We start from the raw sequence: 18,597 nt of genomic DNA, 5'->3' as shown, positions 1-18,597 counted from the left end.
CCCCTGGAGGTTGAACCCATGTCCTTGACTGATCTGACCATCGGGGATTATCTCGAAAAGCAGGTTCGGGAGCTTCCCGACCACGACTTCGTGGTCTATCCCGACCGGGACCTGCGCTGGAGTTTCAGCGATTTCAACCGCAGGGTGGATGACCTGGCAAAAGGGCTGCTGACCATCGGCATCGGCAGGGGGGATCATGTCGGCATCTGGGCGCGCAACGTTCCCGACTGGATCACCTTCATGTTCGCCACCGCCAAAATCGGTGCGGTGCTGGTGACCGTCAACACCCTCTACCGCAGCTTCGAGCTGGAGTACGTGGTCAAACAGGCCGATATGAAGGCGCTGGTGATCATCGACAGCTTCCGGGATCATAATTATCTCGATACCGTCTACCAGTTGATTCCGGAACTGCGTAGCTGCCAGCGCGGACATCTGCAGAGCGCCCGCTTCCCGCAGCTGAAAAGCGTTATCTACATCGGCCAGGAGAAGCATCGCGGTATGTACAATACCCGCGAACTGCTGCAGCTCGGCAGCCAGGGCGATTCGGAGCAGCTCAACGCGATCAGGGCATCCCTGTCGTCGCACGATGTCATCAACATGCAGTACACCTCCGGAACCACCGGTTTTCCCAAGGGGGTGATGCTCAGCCATTACAACATTCTCAACAACGGCCATTTCATCGGCGAACGGCAGAACTTCTCTCCCGCCGACCGGCTCTGCCTGCCGGTTCCTCTGTTCCACTGCTTCGGTTGTGTGCTCGGTGTCATGGCGGCTCTCACCCACGGCACCACCCTGGTACCGCTGGAGGTGTTCGACCCGTTGATGGCCCTGGCGGCGGTGCAGAAGGAGAAGTGTACGGCGATTTACGGAGTGCCGACCATGTTCATCGCCGAACTCGATCACCCGATGTTCGAGATGTTTGATCTCTCCTCCCTGCGTACCGGCATCATGGCCGGCTCTCCCTGCCCGATCGAGACCATGAAGCAGGTGATGGAAAAGATGCACTGCAGCGAGATCACCATCGCCTACGGTCTCACCGAGGCCTCGCCGGTCATCACCCAGACCCGCACCGACGACAGTATCGCCTACCGCACCGCTTCGGTCGGCAGCGTGCTGCCGCATATCGAGGCGAAAATTGTCGATCCGGAAACCGGCGCGATCTGCGCTCCCGGACAGCCGGGTGAACTCTGCTGCCGTGGTTACAGCGTCATGAAGGGGTATTACAACATGCCGGAGCAGACTGCCGCTGCCATCGATGCCGACGGCTGGCTGCATACCGGTGACCAGGCCGAGGTGGATGACAACGGTTATTACCGCATCACCGGCCGCATCAAGGACATGATCATCCGCGGCGGTGAGAATATCTACCCGCGCGAGATCGAGGAATTCCTCTACACCATGCCGGGGATTCTCGATGTGCAGGTGGTCGGTATTCCGGATCGCAAATACGGGGAAGTTGTCGGCGCCTTCATTATCCTCAAGCAGGATGTCGACCTCGGCGAGGAGGATGTGCAGGATTTCTGCCGTGAACGGATCGCCTCCTACAAGAAGCCGCGCTACGTCTTTTTCGTCAGCGAATTTCCCCTGACCGCCAGTGGCAAGGTGCAGAAATACAAACTGCGGGAGATGGCGGTGGAGAAGCTCGGACTCAAGGCCGCTCCGGCCGCCGAGACGGCTTGAGGACAGGGGCTGTTTTCCGGGAGCGGCTTGACTCCCTTTCGGGAGTCTGCAATTCTTTATAGAGATTTATTTTCCTTTGCCTGCCCCGGAGACAGCCCGACCATGGCCAACATGCAGGAACGTCTTGATGACATCATCGCCAAGCTTCGTCTACGTGAATGTCGTATCACGCCGCAAAGGATTGCGATTCTCAAGACCTTTCTGCACAGTGAAGAACATCCGAGCATCGAGCAGGTTCATGAACAGGTCAAGGTTCATTTCCCGACCACCAGCCTGGCCACGGTCTACAAAACGGTCACTCTGCTCAAGGAGATCGGCGAAATTCTGGAGATAGGTTTCGCCGACGGCCGCAACCGTTACGATGGCAACAGGCCTCATCCCCATCCCCACCTGATCTGTACCCGGTGCAAGGCCATTGTCGATTCCGATCCCAGCCTCCTGGGTGAAATGGCTGCCGAAGTCGAGCGGGTCTCGGGCTATCGGATCGAGTCGCACCAGCTGCAGTTTTTCGGTGTTTGTCCCGCCTGTCAGCGGAGCTAGCAGCCGGTCTGGCTTGCCGGACTGAAGCGAAAAACGGGTCTCAACGCTCCAAATTATTGCATCAGCCTGAATAGTCCGACAGTCTCTTGGAGATGTTTTTGGGGCTGCCATGGAAAATGGTTATCTATAGATATTGACGTGTGCTTAATGGGTGATATAAGAAAGAGGCAACGGTTTTGCGGGGGGGGGGCGAAGAGAAACCCAGGCGACCCCGGAAGCCGCAGTCGACACCCAGCGTGAAAAGAATTTTATCGCGTCTTACCCACAACCAGCAAGGAGAAGAACAGATGGCATCACTCAAGGGAACCCGTACTGAAAAGAACATTCTGACCGCATTTGCCGGCGAAAGCCAGGCCCGCAACCGTTATACTTATTTCGCCGCGCAGGCCAGGCGGGAAGGCTTCGTGCAGATTGCCGACATTTTTATTGAAACGGCTGATCAGGAAAAGGAACATGCCAAACGGTTGTTCAAGCTGCTGGAAGGCGGCGAGGTCGAGATAACCGCCGCTTTTCCGGCGGGGGTCATCGGTTCCACCACCGACAACCTGAAAGAAGCCGCCGGTGGCGAGAACCACGAGCATACCGTCATGTATCCAGAATTCGCCGAGATCGCCCGGGAAGAAGGGTTCGCTGAGATCGCCGATATTTTCCAGGCGATTGCGGTCGCCGAAAAACAGCACGAGAAACGTTACCTGGCTCTGCTGGCGAATGTTGAAAACGACCGGGTCTTCAAGCGTGAAGAGACGACCGTCTGGCGTTGCCGCAACTGCGGTTACCTGCACGAGGGTTCCGGGGCCCCCGATGTCTGCCCGGCCTGTGCCCATGCCCGGGCGCATTTCGAACTGCTGGGGGAAAATTACTAGCTGTCCTTGGCCTGAATCAGTGAATTCATCATCGATTCAGGTCTGAGCCAGAACGGGAAAGCGGTGGCGGATCGGCAACGGTCCGCCACAGTCTTTTCGGCGGCCCCGGTTTCTTTCCTCCTGAATCAGAGAGTTCCTTGTGCTATCCATCCAACAGAAACTCACTGCTTCAGGTTTCCGTAAAACGGCAACCCGCTGTTTCGGGGATTCACTGATTCAGGGTATTGTAAAAAGAAAAGGCTATGGCAGAAAGGGACGGGTCATGGGATTGCTGGTTGACGGAGTCTGGCGGGACCAATGGTACGACACCAAATCGAACAAGGGAGCTTTCGTCCGCACGGAGGCGCAGTTCCGCAACTGGGTGACCGCGGATGGCCGGGTCGGGCCGAGCGGCACGGGCGGGTTTCGGGCCGAGGCCGGGCGCTATCACCTCTACGTTTCACTGGCCTGTCCCTGGGCTCATCGGACGCTGATTTTCCGCCGGCTCAAAGGCCTTCAGGAACTGGTCGGTCTTTCCGTGGTTGACCCGCTGATGGGGGCCAACGGTTGGGAACTCGGTACGGAGGCGAGTGCTTCAGGGCCGGTCGAGGGGATTCGTTACCTGTACCAGCTCTACCTGCGGGCCGAACCCGGCTACAGCGGCCGGGTCACGGTCCCGGTTCTCTGGGACCGGCAGCGGCGGACCATCGTCAGCAATGAATCGGCGGAGATCATCCGCATGTTCAACAGTGCCTTCAATGCTCTTACGGATAATCAGGCCGACTATTATCCCGCCGCGCTCAGAGGTCGGATCGACGAGATCAACGCGCGGATCTACCGGGATATCAACAATGGCGTCTACCAGGTCGGCTTCGCCACCAGCCAGCAGGCCTACGAAGAGGCCTTCGACCGGCTGTTCGCGGCCCTCGACTGGCTGGAGGAACGGCTCTCCGGACAGCGCTATCTGCTCGGCAACCGGATCACCGAGGCCGACTGGCGGCTGTTCACCACCCTGATTCGTTTCGACGCGGTCTATGTCGGGCATTTCAAGGCCAACCTGCGGCGGATCGAGGATTACCCGAACCTCTCGGGTTACCTGCGCGATCTCTACCAGGTGCCCGGGGTTGCCGAAACCGTCGATTTCGACCAGATCAAGACCCACTATTACGCCAGCCATCCCGCCATCAATCCGACCGGAATTGTCCCGAAGGGGCCGTTGCTCGACTATGCCCGGTCGCATGATCGGGGCAGGTTTGCCCGGGCATCTGCCTGAGTACGGAAAAGGAGCATCATGAAGGCCGAAAATCTGACCCGAAAAATCATCGCCGCCCATCTGGTCGCTGGAGAGATGATTCCCGGCACGGAGATCGCGATCAGGATCGACCATACCCTGCTGGAGGTTTCGGATCGTCAGCGGCAGCATCTACTGGCTGGTGGTACGTTGAATTTTGTCAAGGGACAAGTGCAGAAGTGAGATTTGCATCTGCCTGGGCCGCATTGCCAAATGTCCGTTGCGGCCCAGCCTGGGAGAGGTTGCCAGAAAAGGCTGGCCAGGGTGGAACTCTGGCCCCTTTGCTATCTGATAGCGTCGTAACTATGGGCCGAAAAGAAACTGAGATACGGGGCCGCCGGTTCATGTTACGACAGCCCCCGAGCGCTGTAGAGTATCAGATCCCAGTGCCCTGAATCGCTGGCGTGGCGCAGTATGTACAGGTCGCCATCGTCGCCGCGGACCTTGAAATAGCGGTGATCAGGGGCAAGCCAGCGGTCGAGGATCTCCACCACCTCGATGCGGCGTTCCCCCAGAAAAAAACGTCGGGGAGTCTCTTCGCCCCGGTAGCCGGCGTAACAATCGACCCGGACTTCTACGGTTGCTGCATTCACGATTCTTTAACCCCGCAGGCGCTGTCGTTCGCCGCTGGAACCCGCCGCACTCCACTGACCTGCATCTGTTTGCATGCATCTTGACGGTTGGCATCCTCCCTGACCACCAGCAGTTCGAAGCTCATGATGTTTTCCGGTCAGTTATGACTACTTCCCGGGTACAGACCTTGCGAACGGACATGGCATCTTTCCTCCGTTGCCGATTTTTCCGTCCCTGTTTGCGGGAAGTGAAAATGGTTTATCTCCCCTCGGGAACTTCAGCTCTGTCTGTTGCCCGCATCATTATTGTTCTTGTTGTCCGGTCAGCGGGACAAAGGCGACATCGAGTGCCGAGCGGGTTCTGAGCTGTCCCTTCCGGTTTTTACTGATCAGTAACAGTTCCTGGTGTGCAAAGGGCAGCCCGACGGGAATGATCAGTTTGCCGCCCGGTTTGAGCTGTTCCTTGAGGGGGATTGGCACATGGCTGGCAGCCGCGGTGACGATTATCCCGTCGAAGGGGGCCTGCTCCGGCAGGCCCTGGTAGCCGTCTCCCTGGATAACTTTAATGTTGTGGTAGCCCAGCCGGTCCAGACGGTTGGCCGCTTGGGTCGCAAGCTGGGAGATGATTTCAATGCTGAACACGCTCTTTACCAGGGTGGACAGGATTGCCGCCTGGTAGCCGGAGCCGGTTCCAACCTCAAGGATCACGTGTTCCTGCCGGGGGTCTAGCAGGTCGGTCATCAGGGCGACAATAAAGGGTTGCGAGATGGTCTGGCCGTTGCCGATGGGCAAAGCCCGGTTGTCGTAGGCAAAGGGCTTGATGTCCGGCGGCACGAATTCCTCCCGTGGTACGTTGGCCATAGCTTCCATGACCGACTGCCTGAGAACGCGCCTCCCCGTCATTCGCCAGGTCGATTCACACTCCAGCTCGATGGTTCGCAGCATCTGTTTTATTTTTGCAGAACCCATCTTGCCCGCCGGTTTATATTTATTCCCTGAAAAATCTCCACATACTGCAATCAATAGCACTGGGATGCGATTCGGTAAAATCCGAGTAGATAAGAATATTCTATCTTTTTTTTACGACGTTTGTAAAAGTGAGCAGGGTCAGCCTTGCAAGATTGGAAGTTTGTGTTCATGGCCCGAAAGCCCAGCACTCATTTCCTCTGTGCAGGAGATGCTGGCGCAGGGAAAATCCCTCTCTCCGGGTCAGTTGCTACCTTGAAGATCTGAACCGGGAGGCCGGCAGCGAGGCCCTGTACGTGATGGATGCCGCCGGAGACACCCTGACTTCGAGCAACTGGCGTGAATCGTCCAGCTTTATCGGTCGCAATTATGCCTTTCGGCCCTTGCCGCTGCCCGGGAGGGACGGCTGGGGCGCTTCTTCGCCATCGTGATACGCCCTTTTTGGCCTTGCCGGTCGATTGGTCCATTCAACTCGTCTGCCCCAGTCCCAGTGGCAGGGCCGTGGTCTGTTTCGCTTCCCGCAGCACAAAATTCGATTCGGCCGATTCGACGATCGGCAGGTCCAGCAGGACCGAAGTCAGAAAGTGTTCGTAGGCTTTGATGGTCGGTACGATGACCTTGAGCTGATAGTCCCGGCCGCCGCTGAGCAGCAGGCATTCCTGGACTTCATCCCGTTCGTCGGCGAAGTGTTCGAAGGCGGACTGCCCCGCCACCGATTTGTCCCGCAGGGTCACGGAGCAGATGACCGTCACCCCGAGATTGACCTTGTCCGCATCGAGCAGGGCGACCTGGCGGCGGATGTAGCCGGCTTCGCGCAGCTGGCGGATGCGCCTCCAGCAGCTCGGCGGCGAGAGGTTGGCCCGGGCGGCGATTTCGGCAACGGGCAGGCTGGCGTCCTGCTGCAGGGATTCGAGGATGATGCGGTCCTGGTGGTCGAGGGTCATTGTGAAATTCTTTCGAAAAAATAATCAAAGATGAAAAATCGTATCAAATAATTGGCGGAATGACAAAACATTGAAAAGAAATTAGCCCGTATTCCAGGATATCCTGAAGGTGCACCATGAGTGACCCGAAGAGGTGCGGAAAGGGCTGTTCGTCATGCTGCTTGCCAACCCGTTGAACCCGGCGGAAGATTTCCCCCGCCTTTCCTCCTCCGACCAGGAACGTCTCGACCGGCTGCTCGCCAACCTTCGCGAGCGGACCGAGAATTTTCTCGGTTACCCGGTGGCCAAAGACTTCGACTGCAGCGCCCTGGCGCCCTTTCTGGATTTGCCGCTGAACAATCTTGGCGATCCCTTCGCGCCGAGCACCTACCAGGTTGATTCGCGCGAATTTGAACGGGAAGTGATCGCTTTTGCCGCCCGGCTGCTGCGGGCCGAAGAGGACAGTTGGTGGGGCTATGTCGGCAATGGCGGCAGCGAAGGGAATCTCTACGGCCTCTATCTGGCGCGAGAGCTGTTTCCGCAGGGGATGGTCTACTTCTCTCAAGGAACCCATTACAGCGTCAGCAAGAACCTCCATCTGCTCGGCATGCGGCATATCATGATCCGCTCTCAGGCCAGTGGTGAGATCGATTATGAGGATTTGCGCGAAACCCTGCGGGTCCATCGTGACGTGGTGCCGATCATGTTCGCCAATATCGGTACCACCATGACCGAGGGCAAGGATGATATTGGAAAAATCCGCCGGATTTTTCAGGAACTGGCCATCAGCCGATCCTATATTCACAGCGACGCGGCGCTCTGCGGTTTCATCGCTCCGTTTCTGAGTCCGCGCCCCGCCTTCGATTTTGCCGATGGCGCCGACAGCATCTCGATCAGCGGCCACAAGTTCATCGGTTCTCCCATCCCCTGTGGAATCGTTCTGGCTCGCAAGCGTCATGTCGAACGGATTGCCCGCTCGATTGCCTATATCGGCAATCTCGACACCACCATCAGCGGATCGCGCAACGGCCTGACCCCGCTGATTCTCTGGCTGGCGATCAGGCAGTTGGGCGAAGAGGGTTTTCGCGCGCGGGTACGGAGCAGCCTGGAGGTGGCCGCGTACGCCTGCAACCGGCTGCGCGCGGTCGGAGTGGCGGCCTGGCGCAATCCCAATGCCGTCACCGTGGTTTTCCCCACCCCGGCGGAAACGGTCTGCCGGCGCTGGCAGCTGGCCAGCGCCGGCGGCGCCTCGCACCTGGTGGTCCTGCCCAATGTTTCGCAGGGGCAGATCGACTGTTTTGTCGCCGACCTGGCGGCGGCGGGGGGCTGCCGATGAAACGGATCACGGTGATTGCCGGGGACCGCCAGGGGCTGATCGCCGACCTGACCGAGCTGCTGGCGGCGGGCGGGGTCAACATCCTGACCATCAACGCTCAGTGCGCCGCGGGCAGCGCCTACCTGCGGCTGCGGGCCGAACCCTACGACCGGGCCCTGGCCCTGCTGCGGGATGCCGGATACCAGGCGGTTTCCGACCAGGTGCTGGTGCTGCGGATTCCTGACCGGCCGGGCAACCTGGCGCGGGTGGCCCGCAGCCTGGCCGAACAGGGAGTGGATATCCGTGGCCTGACCATGGTACAGCGCGACGCCGGGTTCTGCGTCGTGGCGGTCGCCACCGATGACCGGGGCACGGCATGGGAGGTTCTTCGCGAGGATGTCCTGGACATCCCCTGATGTATTGACGTCCTTACCGGTTCAGGGCAGAGTTGATGCGAAGGCGCAGAGATTGCAGGGGGGTGGGGTGAAAGTTTCTTTGCGTTCAGAGTCCCTCTGTGCTGTATTTGGTTTATTGTCGATCCGGTGCGGATTGTCGCGCCGGGGATTCTCCTGACCGGAAAGTGGACAACGGGAAAAGTGAAAGACTTCAGACCGCTTGCTCCCGGATGGATCCTGGTTCTTGCCCTGCTGCTGATCAGCGGGGTCTGGCTGACCAGCCGCTGGGCCCACAGCGTCGAGCTTGACGCGCTGACCGCGACCGGCGAGGAGCGGCTGACTCTCTATGCCGGCACCCTGCGCGGGGCGCTGGATCGTTATGCCTATCTTCCCTATGTCCTGGCCCGCAATGCCCAGGTGCAGCAGATGCTGATGCAGGGGGGCAGTTCGCCCCAGGTTAACCGTTACCTGGAGGAACTGAACCGGGAGGCCGGTTGCGAATCGCTGTACGTCATGAACATCCTGGGCGATACCCTGGCGTCGAGCAACTGGCGCGAGTCATCCAGTTTCATCGGTCGCAATTATGCTTTTCGCCCCTATTTCACAGAGGCGATGCAGGGGCGACAGGGACGTTTTTTCGCCATCGGGGTGACCACCGGTCAGCCGGGTTTTTTCATGTCTCACCCGGTGCGTCGTGACGGGCGGTTTCTCGGCGTGGCGGTGGTCAAAGTCGATCTCGACCCTCTGCAGGACGACTGGCGCGAAGGGGGGGAGACGGTTCTGGTCAGTGATGCTAACGGGGTGCTGTTTCTCTCCAGCCGCGGCGACTGGAAATACACCACCCTGGCGCCGCTCTCCGCTGAACAGCGGCGGCGAATCCGGGCGGGACGTCAATACGGCAACCAGCCTCTACGGTTGAGTCCGCTGCAGACGATCGAGGTTCTCGGCGAGAACCTGCGCATTGTCCGTGCCGACGGTGAACGTTATCTGCTGGTTTCCCGGCCGTTGCCGGGGTTTGACTGGACGTTGATGCATCTTGCCTCGCTGGCCCCGGTGCGGGAGCGGAGTCAGGCGGTGGCGATCATCGGCACGGTGCTGGTGCTGCTGCTGTTTGCCTGCGGCATGTACATGCGTGAACGGCGCCAGAAGCAGCTCTCCCGGCGCAAGGCCGGTGAAGCCGAGGCGATCAAGGCGATCAACCTGCGCCTGCAGGAGGAGATCGAGGAGCGCCGGTGGACTGAGCGGGCCCTGCGTGACGCCCAGGCGGAACTGGTGCAGAGCAGCAAGTTGGCGGCGCTCGGCCAGATGTCGGCCGGCATCGTTCACGAGTTGAACCAACCGATCGCCGCCATGCGCACCTACGCCGCCAGCGGCCGGCTGCTGCTCGACCGTCACGAGGAGGAGCAGCTTCGGGAAACGTTCGCCGCCATCACCCGGATCACCGAACACATGGCCTCGGTCACCGCGCAGTTGAAGATTTTCGCCCACAAGGCGCCGCTGCAACGCGAGCGGGTGGCGATCCAGGCCTGTCTTGACGAGGCGCTGGCACTGACCGCGCCTCTGTTCAGCGAGGCCGGGGTCGACCTGGTTCGGGATTTGCCGGATCAGGAGGTGACCATTTCCGGCGGCAGCGGCCGGCTCAGACAGGTGCTGGTCAACCTGATCCGCAACGGTATCGACGCAATGCGCGACAGTGAGCCGAAGGAGTTGCGGATCCGGGTCGCCGTCGAAGGACAGGAGGTCGAGATCGAGGTGCGGGACAGTGGTACGGGGATTGCCGAGCAGGATCTGGCCGAGTTGTTCAACCCCTTCTTTACCACCAAGGAAGTCGGCAAGGGGCTGGGGCTCGGTTTGTCGATCTCCTACCGGATCGTCACCGACCTGGGGGGAACCATTCGTGCGATGAACAATCCGGACCGGGGAGCCCGGTTTATTGTGCGTCTGCCGCTGTTGAACGGGCAGTCTGTCGGGGAGAAACGATGACGAAGAACAACTGCAGGGTCTATCTGGTCGACGACGACGCGGAGATGCGTGCCTCGACCACCCAGTGGCTGGAGTTGGCGGGGCACGAGGTCCGGGTCTTTGTCGACGCGCCGAGCGCCCTGGCGGAGATCGATGCCGATCTGGACGGGGTGGTGGTGACCGACGTGCGGATGCCGAAGATGGACGGCATGAGCTTTCTCGCCCGACTGACAGCTCTCGATGCCGATCTGCCGGTGATCCTGGTGACTGCCCACGGTGATGTGCAGATGGCGGTCGAGGCGATGCGTCGGGGCGCCTACGATTTTATCGAAAAACCCTTTGAGCCGGAGCGGCTGCTCGATATTCTGCAGCGGGCCGGAGAGAAGCGCCGGCTGGTTCTCGAAAATCGGGAACTGCGCCGTCGTCTGGACGGTCCGGGGGATCTGGAACAGCGCCTGATCGGCAACTGTCCGGGAATCCGCCGGCTGCGTGAGGAGATCCTCGATATCGCCGCGACCGACGCGCCGGTACTGATTCAGGGTGAAACGGGAACCGGCAAGGAGGTGGTCGCCCGCTGCCTGCACGAGTACAGCACCCGCAAGCAGGGCCGCTACGTTGCCGTCAACTGTGGCGCGGTGCCGGAAAGCATGTATGAGAGCGAGCTGTTCGGCTACGAGAAGGGCGCCTTCACCGGCGCTGACAAGCGCCGCATCGGCCGCTTCGAGTACGCCCACGGCGGCACCCTGTTCCTCGACGAGATCGGCACCATGCCGTTGCCGCTGCAGGTCAAGGTGCTGCGCGCCCTGCAGGAGCGGGAGGTGGTGCGGATCGGCGGCAACGAGCCGCAGGCGGTTGATCTGCGGCTGATCAGCGCCACCAACGCCGACCTGCAGGCCGAATGCGCCGCCGGGCGGTTCCGCAGGGATCTTTATTATCGGATCAACGTGGTCGAGTTGCGGGTGCCGCCGCTGCGCGAGCGGGGCGGCGATATTCTGCTGCTGTTCGACTACTTCTGCGCCCGGGCGGCCGAGACCTACCGGCGCCCGGCGCCGCCACTGCAGCCGGCCGCCACCGGACTGCTGATGGCCCATGACTGGCCGGGCAACGTGCGCGAACTGAAGAATATCGCCGAGCGGTATGTCCTTTCCTCCCTTTCCGGGGAGCAGCGTCTGGCCGCGGTCCTCGGGGGCTTGCGGCCGGTCGCGTCGGAGACGCCCCGGGCGGGTTTGCAGGAGCTGCTGCGACAGTATGAACGGCAACTGCTGGAGCAGTCGCTGGCCCGTCACAAGGGAGACATCCAGGCGGTGCTGGACGAACTCGGCCTGCCGCGCCGGACCCTGAACGAAAAGATGTCCCGCCATCAGCTCGACCGTAGGAATTTTCTCATGGACGGAGAGTCTTCATAGAGAGCGAATACATAGGTCTTTCCTGTCCGGCAGTGACCTGCGGAAGTCCATCCTAGCCCCCTCCGTCAGCAAGTTTTTGCCGACGGGGGGATTTTTATCAGCAAAATCTTGCTGATAATTGTCCCCTTTTTTGTCCGAAAGCGGGTTTTTTCCCCTGTTTCCCTTTGGCACAGCCCTTGCCCTGTTGATATGGCAGTCAGTCAACGGGATCGTAATCCCTTTACCCATCAGAGGAGGAGAGAACAAATGAAGATCATGACGCGAATCAGACAGGCCGCCCTGACTCTTGCCGCGCTGGCACTGGTGTTCGGCACGGTTTCTCCGGCGGCAGCCAAGCCGAAGGAGCGCAGCTACCTGCTGGCGACCGCATCGACCGGCGGCACCTATTATCCGGTCGGTGTCGCCCTGTCGACCCTGGTCAAGGTCAAGCTGCAGCCGAAGCAGAAGATCGGCATGTCGGCCATCAACTCGGCCGGCTCCGGTGAGAACGTCAAGCTGCTGCGCGACAACGAGGTGCAGTTCGCCATCCTGCAGGGGCTGTACGGTGCGTACGCCTGGAACGGCACCGGTCCCATTGCCAGCGCCGGTCCGCAGAAGGAGCTGCGGGCGGTCACCATGCTCTGGCAGAATGTCGAGCATTTCACCGTGCTGAAGAAGTTCGCCAAGACCGGCACCGTTGCCGATCTGGTGGCCATGAAGGGACAGGCGATGGCGCTGGGCAAGAAGAATTCCGGCACCCTCGGTTCCAATACCATGCTGCTCGGCAATCTGGGCATCGACGTCAAGAAGGATTACAAACTGGTCTACGTCGGCTACGGCCCGTCGGCCGACGCCCTGCAGAACGGTCAGGTGGCCGGCATGGGAACTCCCGCCGGAGCGCCGGTCAGCGCGGTGACCAAGGCGATGGCGGCCATGGGTGACAAGATCACCGTCCTCGATTTCACCGATCAGCAGCTGAAGCAGGCCGACGACGGCATGAACCTCTGGACCCGTTACGTCATTCCGGCCGGGACCTATCCGGGGCAGACCAAACCGATCAACACCATTGCCCAGCCGAATTTCCTCGCCACCCGGGCCGACGTGGATGAGGACGCCGTCTACCAGATCACCAGGACCATCTACGAGAACCTGCCCTTTTTGAATGCCATCCATGGCGCCACCAAGGCGATGGCGGTTGAAAAGGCGATTGCCGGTCTGCCGATGCCCCTGCATCCCGGTGCCGCCAGGTACTATCGGGAAGTCGGCATCAAGATCCCCGCGCGGCTGATCGCCAAATAGTCTGAAAGCAACCTGAACCCCTGACGACGGCCGCCCGGACGGGCGGCCGTCCCCCTGGCTGGAGTTGAAGACCATGACCACCTCCGAACCCGAAGTTCATCCCCTGCACGCCGGTCTGCTGCTGGTGCTGGGGGTGGCCGTTTCCCTGCTGCACATCTGGTTCAATGTCTTTTCGGTGCTGCCGACCCTGTGGCAGAACGCGCTGCATTTTGCCGGCTTCGCCCTGATCGCGGCGGTGGTTTATCCGTTACGCAAGGGGGGGGCGGTCGGCTGGCGGGTCTTCGATGCCCTGCTAGGTCTGGCCGCGGCGGGCTCGGCGATCTTTCTGATCGCCCGGGAAGACGCGATCTACGACCGGGGCGTGAGCCTGCTGCCATCGGAGTGGGCCGCCGGAATTGTGCTGATCCTCTGCGCCCTCGAATTCACCCGCCGGGTGGCCGGCTGGTTCATTCCGGTGCTGATCCTCGTCGCCCTGACCTACGTCGGCTGGTGGGGCGGGTTGATCGGCGGGGTCTTCAAGTTCGCCGGGCTCAGTCCGGAAACCATCCTCTTTCGCAGCATCTACGGCGATGACGCGCTGTTCGGCACCATCGCCCGAATCTCGTCGACCTACGTCTTCATGTTCATCCTCTTCGGCGCCTTCCTGCTTCGCTCCGGGGCCGGGGAATTCGTCATCGACCTGGCGCGGTCGGTGGCCGGCCGCTTTGTCGGCGGGCCCGGACTGGTGGCGGTGATGGCTTCGGGACTGATGGGGACCATTTCCGGTTCGGCGGTGGCCAACACCGCTTCGACCGGGGTGATCACCATTCCGCTGATGAAGCGTGCCGGCTTCCCGGCCAAGTTCGCCGCCGGGGTCGAGGCGGCGGCCTCGACCGGGGGACAGCTGATGCCGCCGATCATGGGGGCGGGGGCGTTCGTCATGGCGACCTACACCCAGATCTCCTACAACACCATCGTCCTGGTGAGTATCCTGCCGGCGATCCTCTACTTCGCCACCGTGGCCTTCTTTGTCCGCATCGAGGCCAAGCGCAACTTCGTCACCGCCATCGATGATGAAAAGGTTTCGGCACTGGAGATTCTCAAGAAGGGGGGAGTGGTCTTCCTGTTGCCGATCGGCGTGCTGATCGGTCTGCTGATCTATGGCTTCACCCCCACCTACGCCGCCGGAATCAGCATCATCTCGGTGGTGGTCGCCTCCTGGTTCAGCGCCAACCGCATGGGGCCGCGGGCGATTGTCGAGGCCCTGGCCCTGGGGGCACGGAACATGGTGATGACGGCGATCCTGCTCTGCAGCGTCGGCCTGATCGTCAATGTCATCGCCACCGCCGGAATCGGCAACACCTTTTCGTTGATGATTACCGAATGGGCCGGGCACAGCATGGTGATCGCCATCGGTCTGATCGCCCTGGCCTCCCTGGTGCTGGGGATGGGGTTGCCGGTGACCGCCGCCTATATCGTTCTCGGCACCCTTTCGGCGCCGGCGCTGCACGGTCTGATCGCCGACGGCATGCTGGTCGACGCTTTGGCCAACGGCCAGATACCGGAGGCGGCCCGGGCCCTGTTCATGGTCGCCACCCCCGAACACCTGGCCGAAATCGGCAATCCGATGACTCATGCCGCGGCCCGGGCAATCGTCGATGCGGTACCGATCGACATGGCAAGCATGGTGCGTGAAGCGGTGCTGAGCAAGGATGTACTGACCTTCGCCCTGCTCTCGGCCCACCTGATCATCTTCTGGCTGAGTCAGGATTCCAACGTCACCCCGCCGGTCGCCCTGGCCGCCTTCACCGGGGCGGCGATCGCCGGAACCAAGCCGATGGCCACCGGCCTGCAGTCGTGGAAGATCGCCAAGGGGCTTTACGTGGTGCCGCTGCTGTTCGCTTACACGCCCTTTATCGGCGGCTCCTGGGGGCAGGATTTCCTGATCTTTTTCTTTGCCCTGTTTGGTCTCTATGCCTTTACCGCCGCGCTGCAGGGACACATGGAGGCCCGTCTCACTCCCCTGTTGCGGCTGGTCGCCCTCGGCCTCGCTGCCGGCCTGTTGTGGCCGCTCCCCTGGTGGTGGCATGGTGTTGCCCTGGTCGGCCTGGTGATCTTTTTCTCTTTCAATTTCAGGCAGTCAAGGCGGGATCTCGGCTCCGCGGAAAATCCCCGGATTCTGCCGGCGGAACTGAAATCCTGACCGCCTGCCAGGCTTCTTTCTCCTTCAGGGGAAATCGCTTTGGCGCTCGTCCCTTGGTTTGCCCTTCTTTTTTCTTGACAGAAAAACCCTGTTTGATAATCTGCCTAACAAACGTTAGGTTTGTTTGGAGAGTCTATGTTCGAAGTCCTGTCCCGGCGGGAAGTCATTCTTCAGGAGGCGGCCCGTCTTTTTCGTGAAAAAGGCTATCTGGCCGCCAATCTGCGGGAGCTCGCGTCCCGGGCCGGTATCCAGGGGGGGAGCATCTATCACCATTTCTCCTCGAAGCAGGAGATCCTCTTCCAGGTGATGGACGACACGATGAGTGACATGATCACCCAGTTGACGGCGTGTCTCGAAGGTGCGGAGACGCCGTCGCAGCGGCTGCGACGGATGATGCGTTTTCATATCGAGTACGTGGTTGCCGGATCCGATCGCACCTACATCACCGATGATGAACTGCGCAACCTGGAGCCGGCGAACTACCGTGAAGTTGTCGCCAAGCGGGATCGTTACCAACGCATCATCGAGGATATTCTGGCCGCCGGGCGAGACCGGGAAGGCTGGTGTGTCACCGACACCAAGCTCATCACCCGGGCGGTGATCAAAATATGCGCAGGCGTCGCCACCTGGTTCCGGACCGAAGGGGAGTTGACCCTTGACGGGATTGCCGAGGCCTATGCCGACCTGGTGTGCAACGGTCTGCTGCCGCGCTGATCATGTCGGCGAGTGTAAACGTAAGTGATAAGCTGTCACGGAACAGAACAGTCCGGTTGAGACGGTAGTAATTGTTCAAGCTTCCGGAATTAAACGAAAAATAAAGATTTATCCGCAGCCGCAAGGGGGCGGCGGTGGTTGGTATCTTCCTTGCTGCTTTCCCTTGCACTGCAGCAGGCGTAACACCTGAACCAGTGAGTCCCTTGTTGGTGGACAGCACAAGTCATTGACCTGTCTAAGCTTCCCAAAAATCACCAGCGAACCTGTGGGTGCGCTTCAGATTTTTGGGAATCCCAACCGGGCCAGGCACTTGCACTCTCCATCCAACGGGAACTCACGGATTCAGGTAACAGGATGGAACAGATGGAACTGACTCGCGAAATTTACTGGAATGTCGGCCATTCAGTGATGATTCCGATGTATCTGCTGGTGGCGGCCGCTGTCGGCGTACTGGTCTGGGGGCTTCGCAAGCGCCTGGCGATCTACCGCCAGGGACAGCCGCTGGATCGCATCGATCAACGTGACGAACGTCTCAAGGGCGTGTTGCGCGATGTCCTGCTGCAGGTCAGGGTGCTGCGCGTCAAGGGAGCGGGCACCGCCCACGGCCTGTTTTTCTTCGGCTTCGTGCTGCTGACCATCGGCACCACCCTGGTCTTTCTGCAGGCCGACATTCTGCATCCGCTGTTCGGCATCCGTTTTCTCAAGGGCGGGTTCTACCTGCTCTTCTCCATCGTTCTCGATCTCGCCGGGCTGGTCGGCATCGTCATGCTGCTCGGCCTCGCCGCGCGCCGCTATATCGTCCGACCGAAGGATCTTCCGACCGTTTCTGACAACGCCCTGATGCTGGTCCTGCTGCTGCTGATCCTGGTGACCGGTTTTCTTCTGGAAGGGACGCGCATGGCTGCCACCGAGCTCGGCACCAGTCTCTCCTGGTGGTCGCCGGTCGGATTGTTCTGCGCCCAGGCCTTTGCCGGCATGAGTGAGGCTGCCCAGCGTTCGCTGCATCTTGGATTATGGTGGTTTCACTTCGCCCTGGTCCTCGGTTTTTTCTGTGCCATCCCCTTCACCCGCTTTCGCCACCTGCTGTTGACCCCGGCCAACGTCTTCTTCCGCGATCTCGGCCCCCGGGGAAATCTTCCGACTCTCGATCTCGAAGATGAAGAAGCCGAGAGTTTCGGCGTCGCCACCATCTCCGACCTTACCTGGAAGGATATCTTCGACGGCGACGCCTGTACGTATTGCAAACGCTGCCAGGATCGCTGCCCGGCCTGGAACACCGATAAACCCCTCTCGCCGATGAAGCTGGTCAACCAGATCAATGAAGTCAGCATCGACAATCCCGAGGCCAACCTGGTCGAAACCGTGACCAACGACGTGCTCTGGAGCTGTACCACCTGTCGCGCCTGCCAGGAGATCTGCCCGGCGACCATCGAGCATGTGACCAAGATCGTCGGCATGCGCCGCAGCCTGGTGCTGATGGAGGGAGAGTTCCCCGGCGAAGAGGTGCAGAAGGCCGTGGAGCAGACCGAAGTCAACGGCAATCCCCTCGGGATGGCGCCGGCGGCCCGGGCGGATTGGGCCGAAGGGTTGGAAATCGCCGACTTCAGCAAGGGAGAAAAGGCCGAAATTCTCTACTTTGTCGGCTGCTACGCTTCCTTTGACAAGCGCAACCAGAAGATTGCCAGAAGCTTTATCCAGCTGCTGTCCGCCGCCGGTATCAAGGTCGGCATCCTCGGCAAGGAAGAAAAATGCTGTGGCGAACCGGTGCGCAAGCTCGGCAACGAATACCTCTACCAGATGCTGGCGGTCGAGAATATCGAACAGCTGCAGGCGACCGGCGCCGGTCGAATCGTCACCGCCTGTCCGCACTGCTTCAACACCCTGGCCAAGGACTACCGTGATCTCGGTTTCGAACTGCCCGTCGAGCATGCCAATACCTTCCTGGCTAAACTGCTGGATGGAGGTAAACTCAAGCTCAAGGCGGAAAGTCTCGACTGCACCTACCACGACTCCTGCTACCTCGGCCGCTACAACGATCTCTACGATGCCCCGCGCCGCCTGCTGGCGGCCGCCGGCGCCCGGGTTGCCGAAATGGAAAAGAGTCGGGCCGAGAGCTTCTGCTGCGGTGCCGGCGGCGGTCGGATCCTTGCTGAAGAAAAACTCGGTGAGCGCATCAACCAGAAACGCGCCCGGATGGCCGCCGAAACCGGCACCGGGACGCTGGTCTCCAGCTGTCCGTTCTGCATGACCATGTTCGAAGACGGCATCAAGGGTGCCGAGTTGGATGAAACCCTGCAGCCGAAGGATCTGCTGGAGTTGCTGGCGGAGCGAATAGATGCCTGAAAGGCGGCTGAAGGAAAAACAAATGCGGCTAAAGGCTGAAGGAAAAGAATAAGGACGGCGAAAGGCCAGAGAAAAATCCCTTGTCCCTTAGCCTTTTGCCCTGAGCCGATTCTTAACAACCGGAGGTTAACTCATGAACATTCTCGTCTGTATCAAGCAGGTTCCCGACATGGAGTCGCGCTTCAAGG

17 protein-coding genes are annotated in these 18,597 nt (G+C 60.4%); 13 read left to right on the top strand and 4 right to left on the bottom strand.

From position 1 onward, the window contains the following. Positions 1-18: 18 nt before the first annotated feature. The 5 genes from C2E25_RS13370 to C2E25_RS13350 all read left to right on the top strand — a co-directional run bounded on the left by C2E25_RS13370 (position 19) and on the right by C2E25_RS13350 (position 4,536). The gene (locus C2E25_RS13370) at positions 19-1,680 is read left to right on the top strand and encodes an AMP-binding protein (protein ID WP_103116232.1); all 1,662 of its coding nucleotides are present in this window, start codon (positions 19-21) and stop codon (positions 1,678-1,680) included. Positions 1,681-1,782: 102 nt separating this feature from the next. After that, positions 1,783-2,220, top strand: a complete 438-nt coding sequence (locus C2E25_RS13365) for a Fur family transcriptional regulator (protein ID WP_103116231.1) — start codon at positions 1,783-1,785, stop codon at positions 2,218-2,220. A gap of 287 nt (positions 2,221-2,507) precedes the next feature. Next, entirely contained in the window at positions 2,508-3,083 is a 576-nt protein-coding gene (gene rbr / locus C2E25_RS13360) for a rubrerythrin (RefSeq protein ID WP_103116230.1), read from the top strand. Positions 3,084-3,345: 262 nt separating this feature from the next. Then, complete coding sequence (locus tag C2E25_RS13355; RefSeq protein ID WP_103116229.1) at positions 3,346-4,335, top strand: glutathione S-transferase family protein; 990 nt, start codon at positions 3,346-3,348, stop codon at positions 4,333-4,335. An 18-nt stretch (positions 4,336-4,353) separates the two neighbouring features. Then, entirely contained in the window at positions 4,354-4,536 is a 183-nt protein-coding gene (locus C2E25_RS13350; protein WP_103116228.1) for a hypothetical protein, read from the top strand. Between the two features lie 164 nt (positions 4,537-4,700). Here C2E25_RS13350 and C2E25_RS13345 read toward each other — a convergent pair whose 3' ends face one another. The 4 genes from C2E25_RS13345 to C2E25_RS13335 form a co-directional block, all read right to left on the bottom strand. Then, entirely contained in the window at positions 4,701-4,946 is a 246-nt protein-coding gene (locus tag C2E25_RS13345; protein ID WP_199177434.1) for a hypothetical protein, read from the bottom strand. Continuing rightward, positions 4,943-5,071: a CBS domain-containing protein gene (locus C2E25_RS17990; RefSeq protein ID WP_146032975.1), complete on the bottom strand. Its 129-nt coding sequence runs from the start codon at positions 5,069-5,071 to the stop codon at positions 4,943-4,945. The genes C2E25_RS13345 and C2E25_RS17990 overlap by 4 nt, the downstream gene beginning before the upstream one ends. Positions 5,072-5,228: 157 nt before the next feature. Beyond that, the gene (locus tag C2E25_RS13340) at positions 5,229-5,894 is read right to left on the bottom strand and encodes a protein-L-isoaspartate(D-aspartate) O-methyltransferase (RefSeq protein WP_103116226.1); all 666 of its coding nucleotides are present in this window, start codon (positions 5,892-5,894) and stop codon (positions 5,229-5,231) included. Between the two features lie 464 nt (positions 5,895-6,358). Then, positions 6,359-6,835, bottom strand: coding sequence for an Lrp/AsnC family transcriptional regulator (locus C2E25_RS13335; protein ID WP_103116225.1), 477 nt, complete (start codon positions 6,833-6,835; stop codon positions 6,359-6,361). Positions 6,836-6,989: 154 nt separating this feature from the next. Between C2E25_RS13335 and C2E25_RS13330 the strand changes: the two genes are divergently transcribed. The 8 genes from C2E25_RS13330 to C2E25_RS13290 all read left to right on the top strand — a co-directional run bounded on the left by C2E25_RS13330 (position 6,990) and on the right by C2E25_RS13290 (position 18,409). Continuing rightward, a complete protein-coding gene (locus tag C2E25_RS13330; RefSeq protein ID WP_103116251.1) occupies positions 6,990-8,150 on the top strand; it encodes a histidine decarboxylase in 1,161 nt (386 codons plus the stop codon). Next, positions 8,147-8,545, top strand: coding sequence for a hypothetical protein (locus C2E25_RS13325; RefSeq protein WP_103116224.1), 399 nt, complete (start codon positions 8,147-8,149; stop codon positions 8,543-8,545). Before C2E25_RS13330 ends, C2E25_RS13325 begins: the two co-directional genes overlap by 4 nt. 180 nt (positions 8,546-8,725) lie before the next feature. After that, positions 8,726-10,507, top strand: coding sequence for a sensor histidine kinase (locus C2E25_RS13320; RefSeq protein WP_146032974.1), 1,782 nt, complete (start codon positions 8,726-8,728; stop codon positions 10,505-10,507). Next, the gene (locus C2E25_RS13315) at positions 10,504-11,892 is read left to right on the top strand and encodes a sigma-54-dependent transcriptional regulator (RefSeq protein WP_103116222.1); all 1,389 of its coding nucleotides are present in this window, start codon (positions 10,504-10,506) and stop codon (positions 11,890-11,892) included. The genes C2E25_RS13320 and C2E25_RS13315 overlap by 4 nt, the downstream gene beginning before the upstream one ends. A 246-nt stretch (positions 11,893-12,138) precedes the next feature. Continuing rightward, positions 12,139-13,170 (top strand): TAXI family TRAP transporter solute-binding subunit, encoded by a 1,032-nt coding sequence (locus C2E25_RS13305; RefSeq protein ID WP_103116220.1) that lies wholly within the window; start codon positions 12,139-12,141, stop codon positions 13,168-13,170. 73 nt (positions 13,171-13,243) lie between these two features. Then, on the top strand, positions 13,244-15,352 hold the full coding sequence (locus C2E25_RS13300; RefSeq protein WP_103116219.1) for a TRAP transporter permease: 2,109 nt from the start codon (positions 13,244-13,246) through the stop codon (positions 15,350-15,352). Positions 15,353-15,487: 135 nt separating this feature from the next. Continuing rightward, positions 15,488-16,066, top strand: a complete 579-nt coding sequence (locus C2E25_RS13295) for a TetR/AcrR family transcriptional regulator (RefSeq protein WP_103116218.1) — start codon at positions 15,488-15,490, stop codon at positions 16,064-16,066. A 363-nt stretch (positions 16,067-16,429) separates the two neighbouring features. After that, positions 16,430-18,409, top strand: coding sequence for a (Fe-S)-binding protein (locus C2E25_RS13290; protein ID WP_103116217.1), 1,980 nt, complete (start codon positions 16,430-16,432; stop codon positions 18,407-18,409). The last annotated feature ends 188 nt before the right edge of the window (positions 18,410-18,597 follow it).

It is taken from the genome of Geothermobacter hydrogeniphilus (assembly GCF_002898515.1).
Classification (GTDB): domain Bacteria; phylum Desulfobacterota; class Desulfuromonadia; order Desulfuromonadales; family Geothermobacteraceae; genus Geothermobacter_A.
This window is presented reverse-complemented; position numbering and strand designations above follow the sequence as displayed.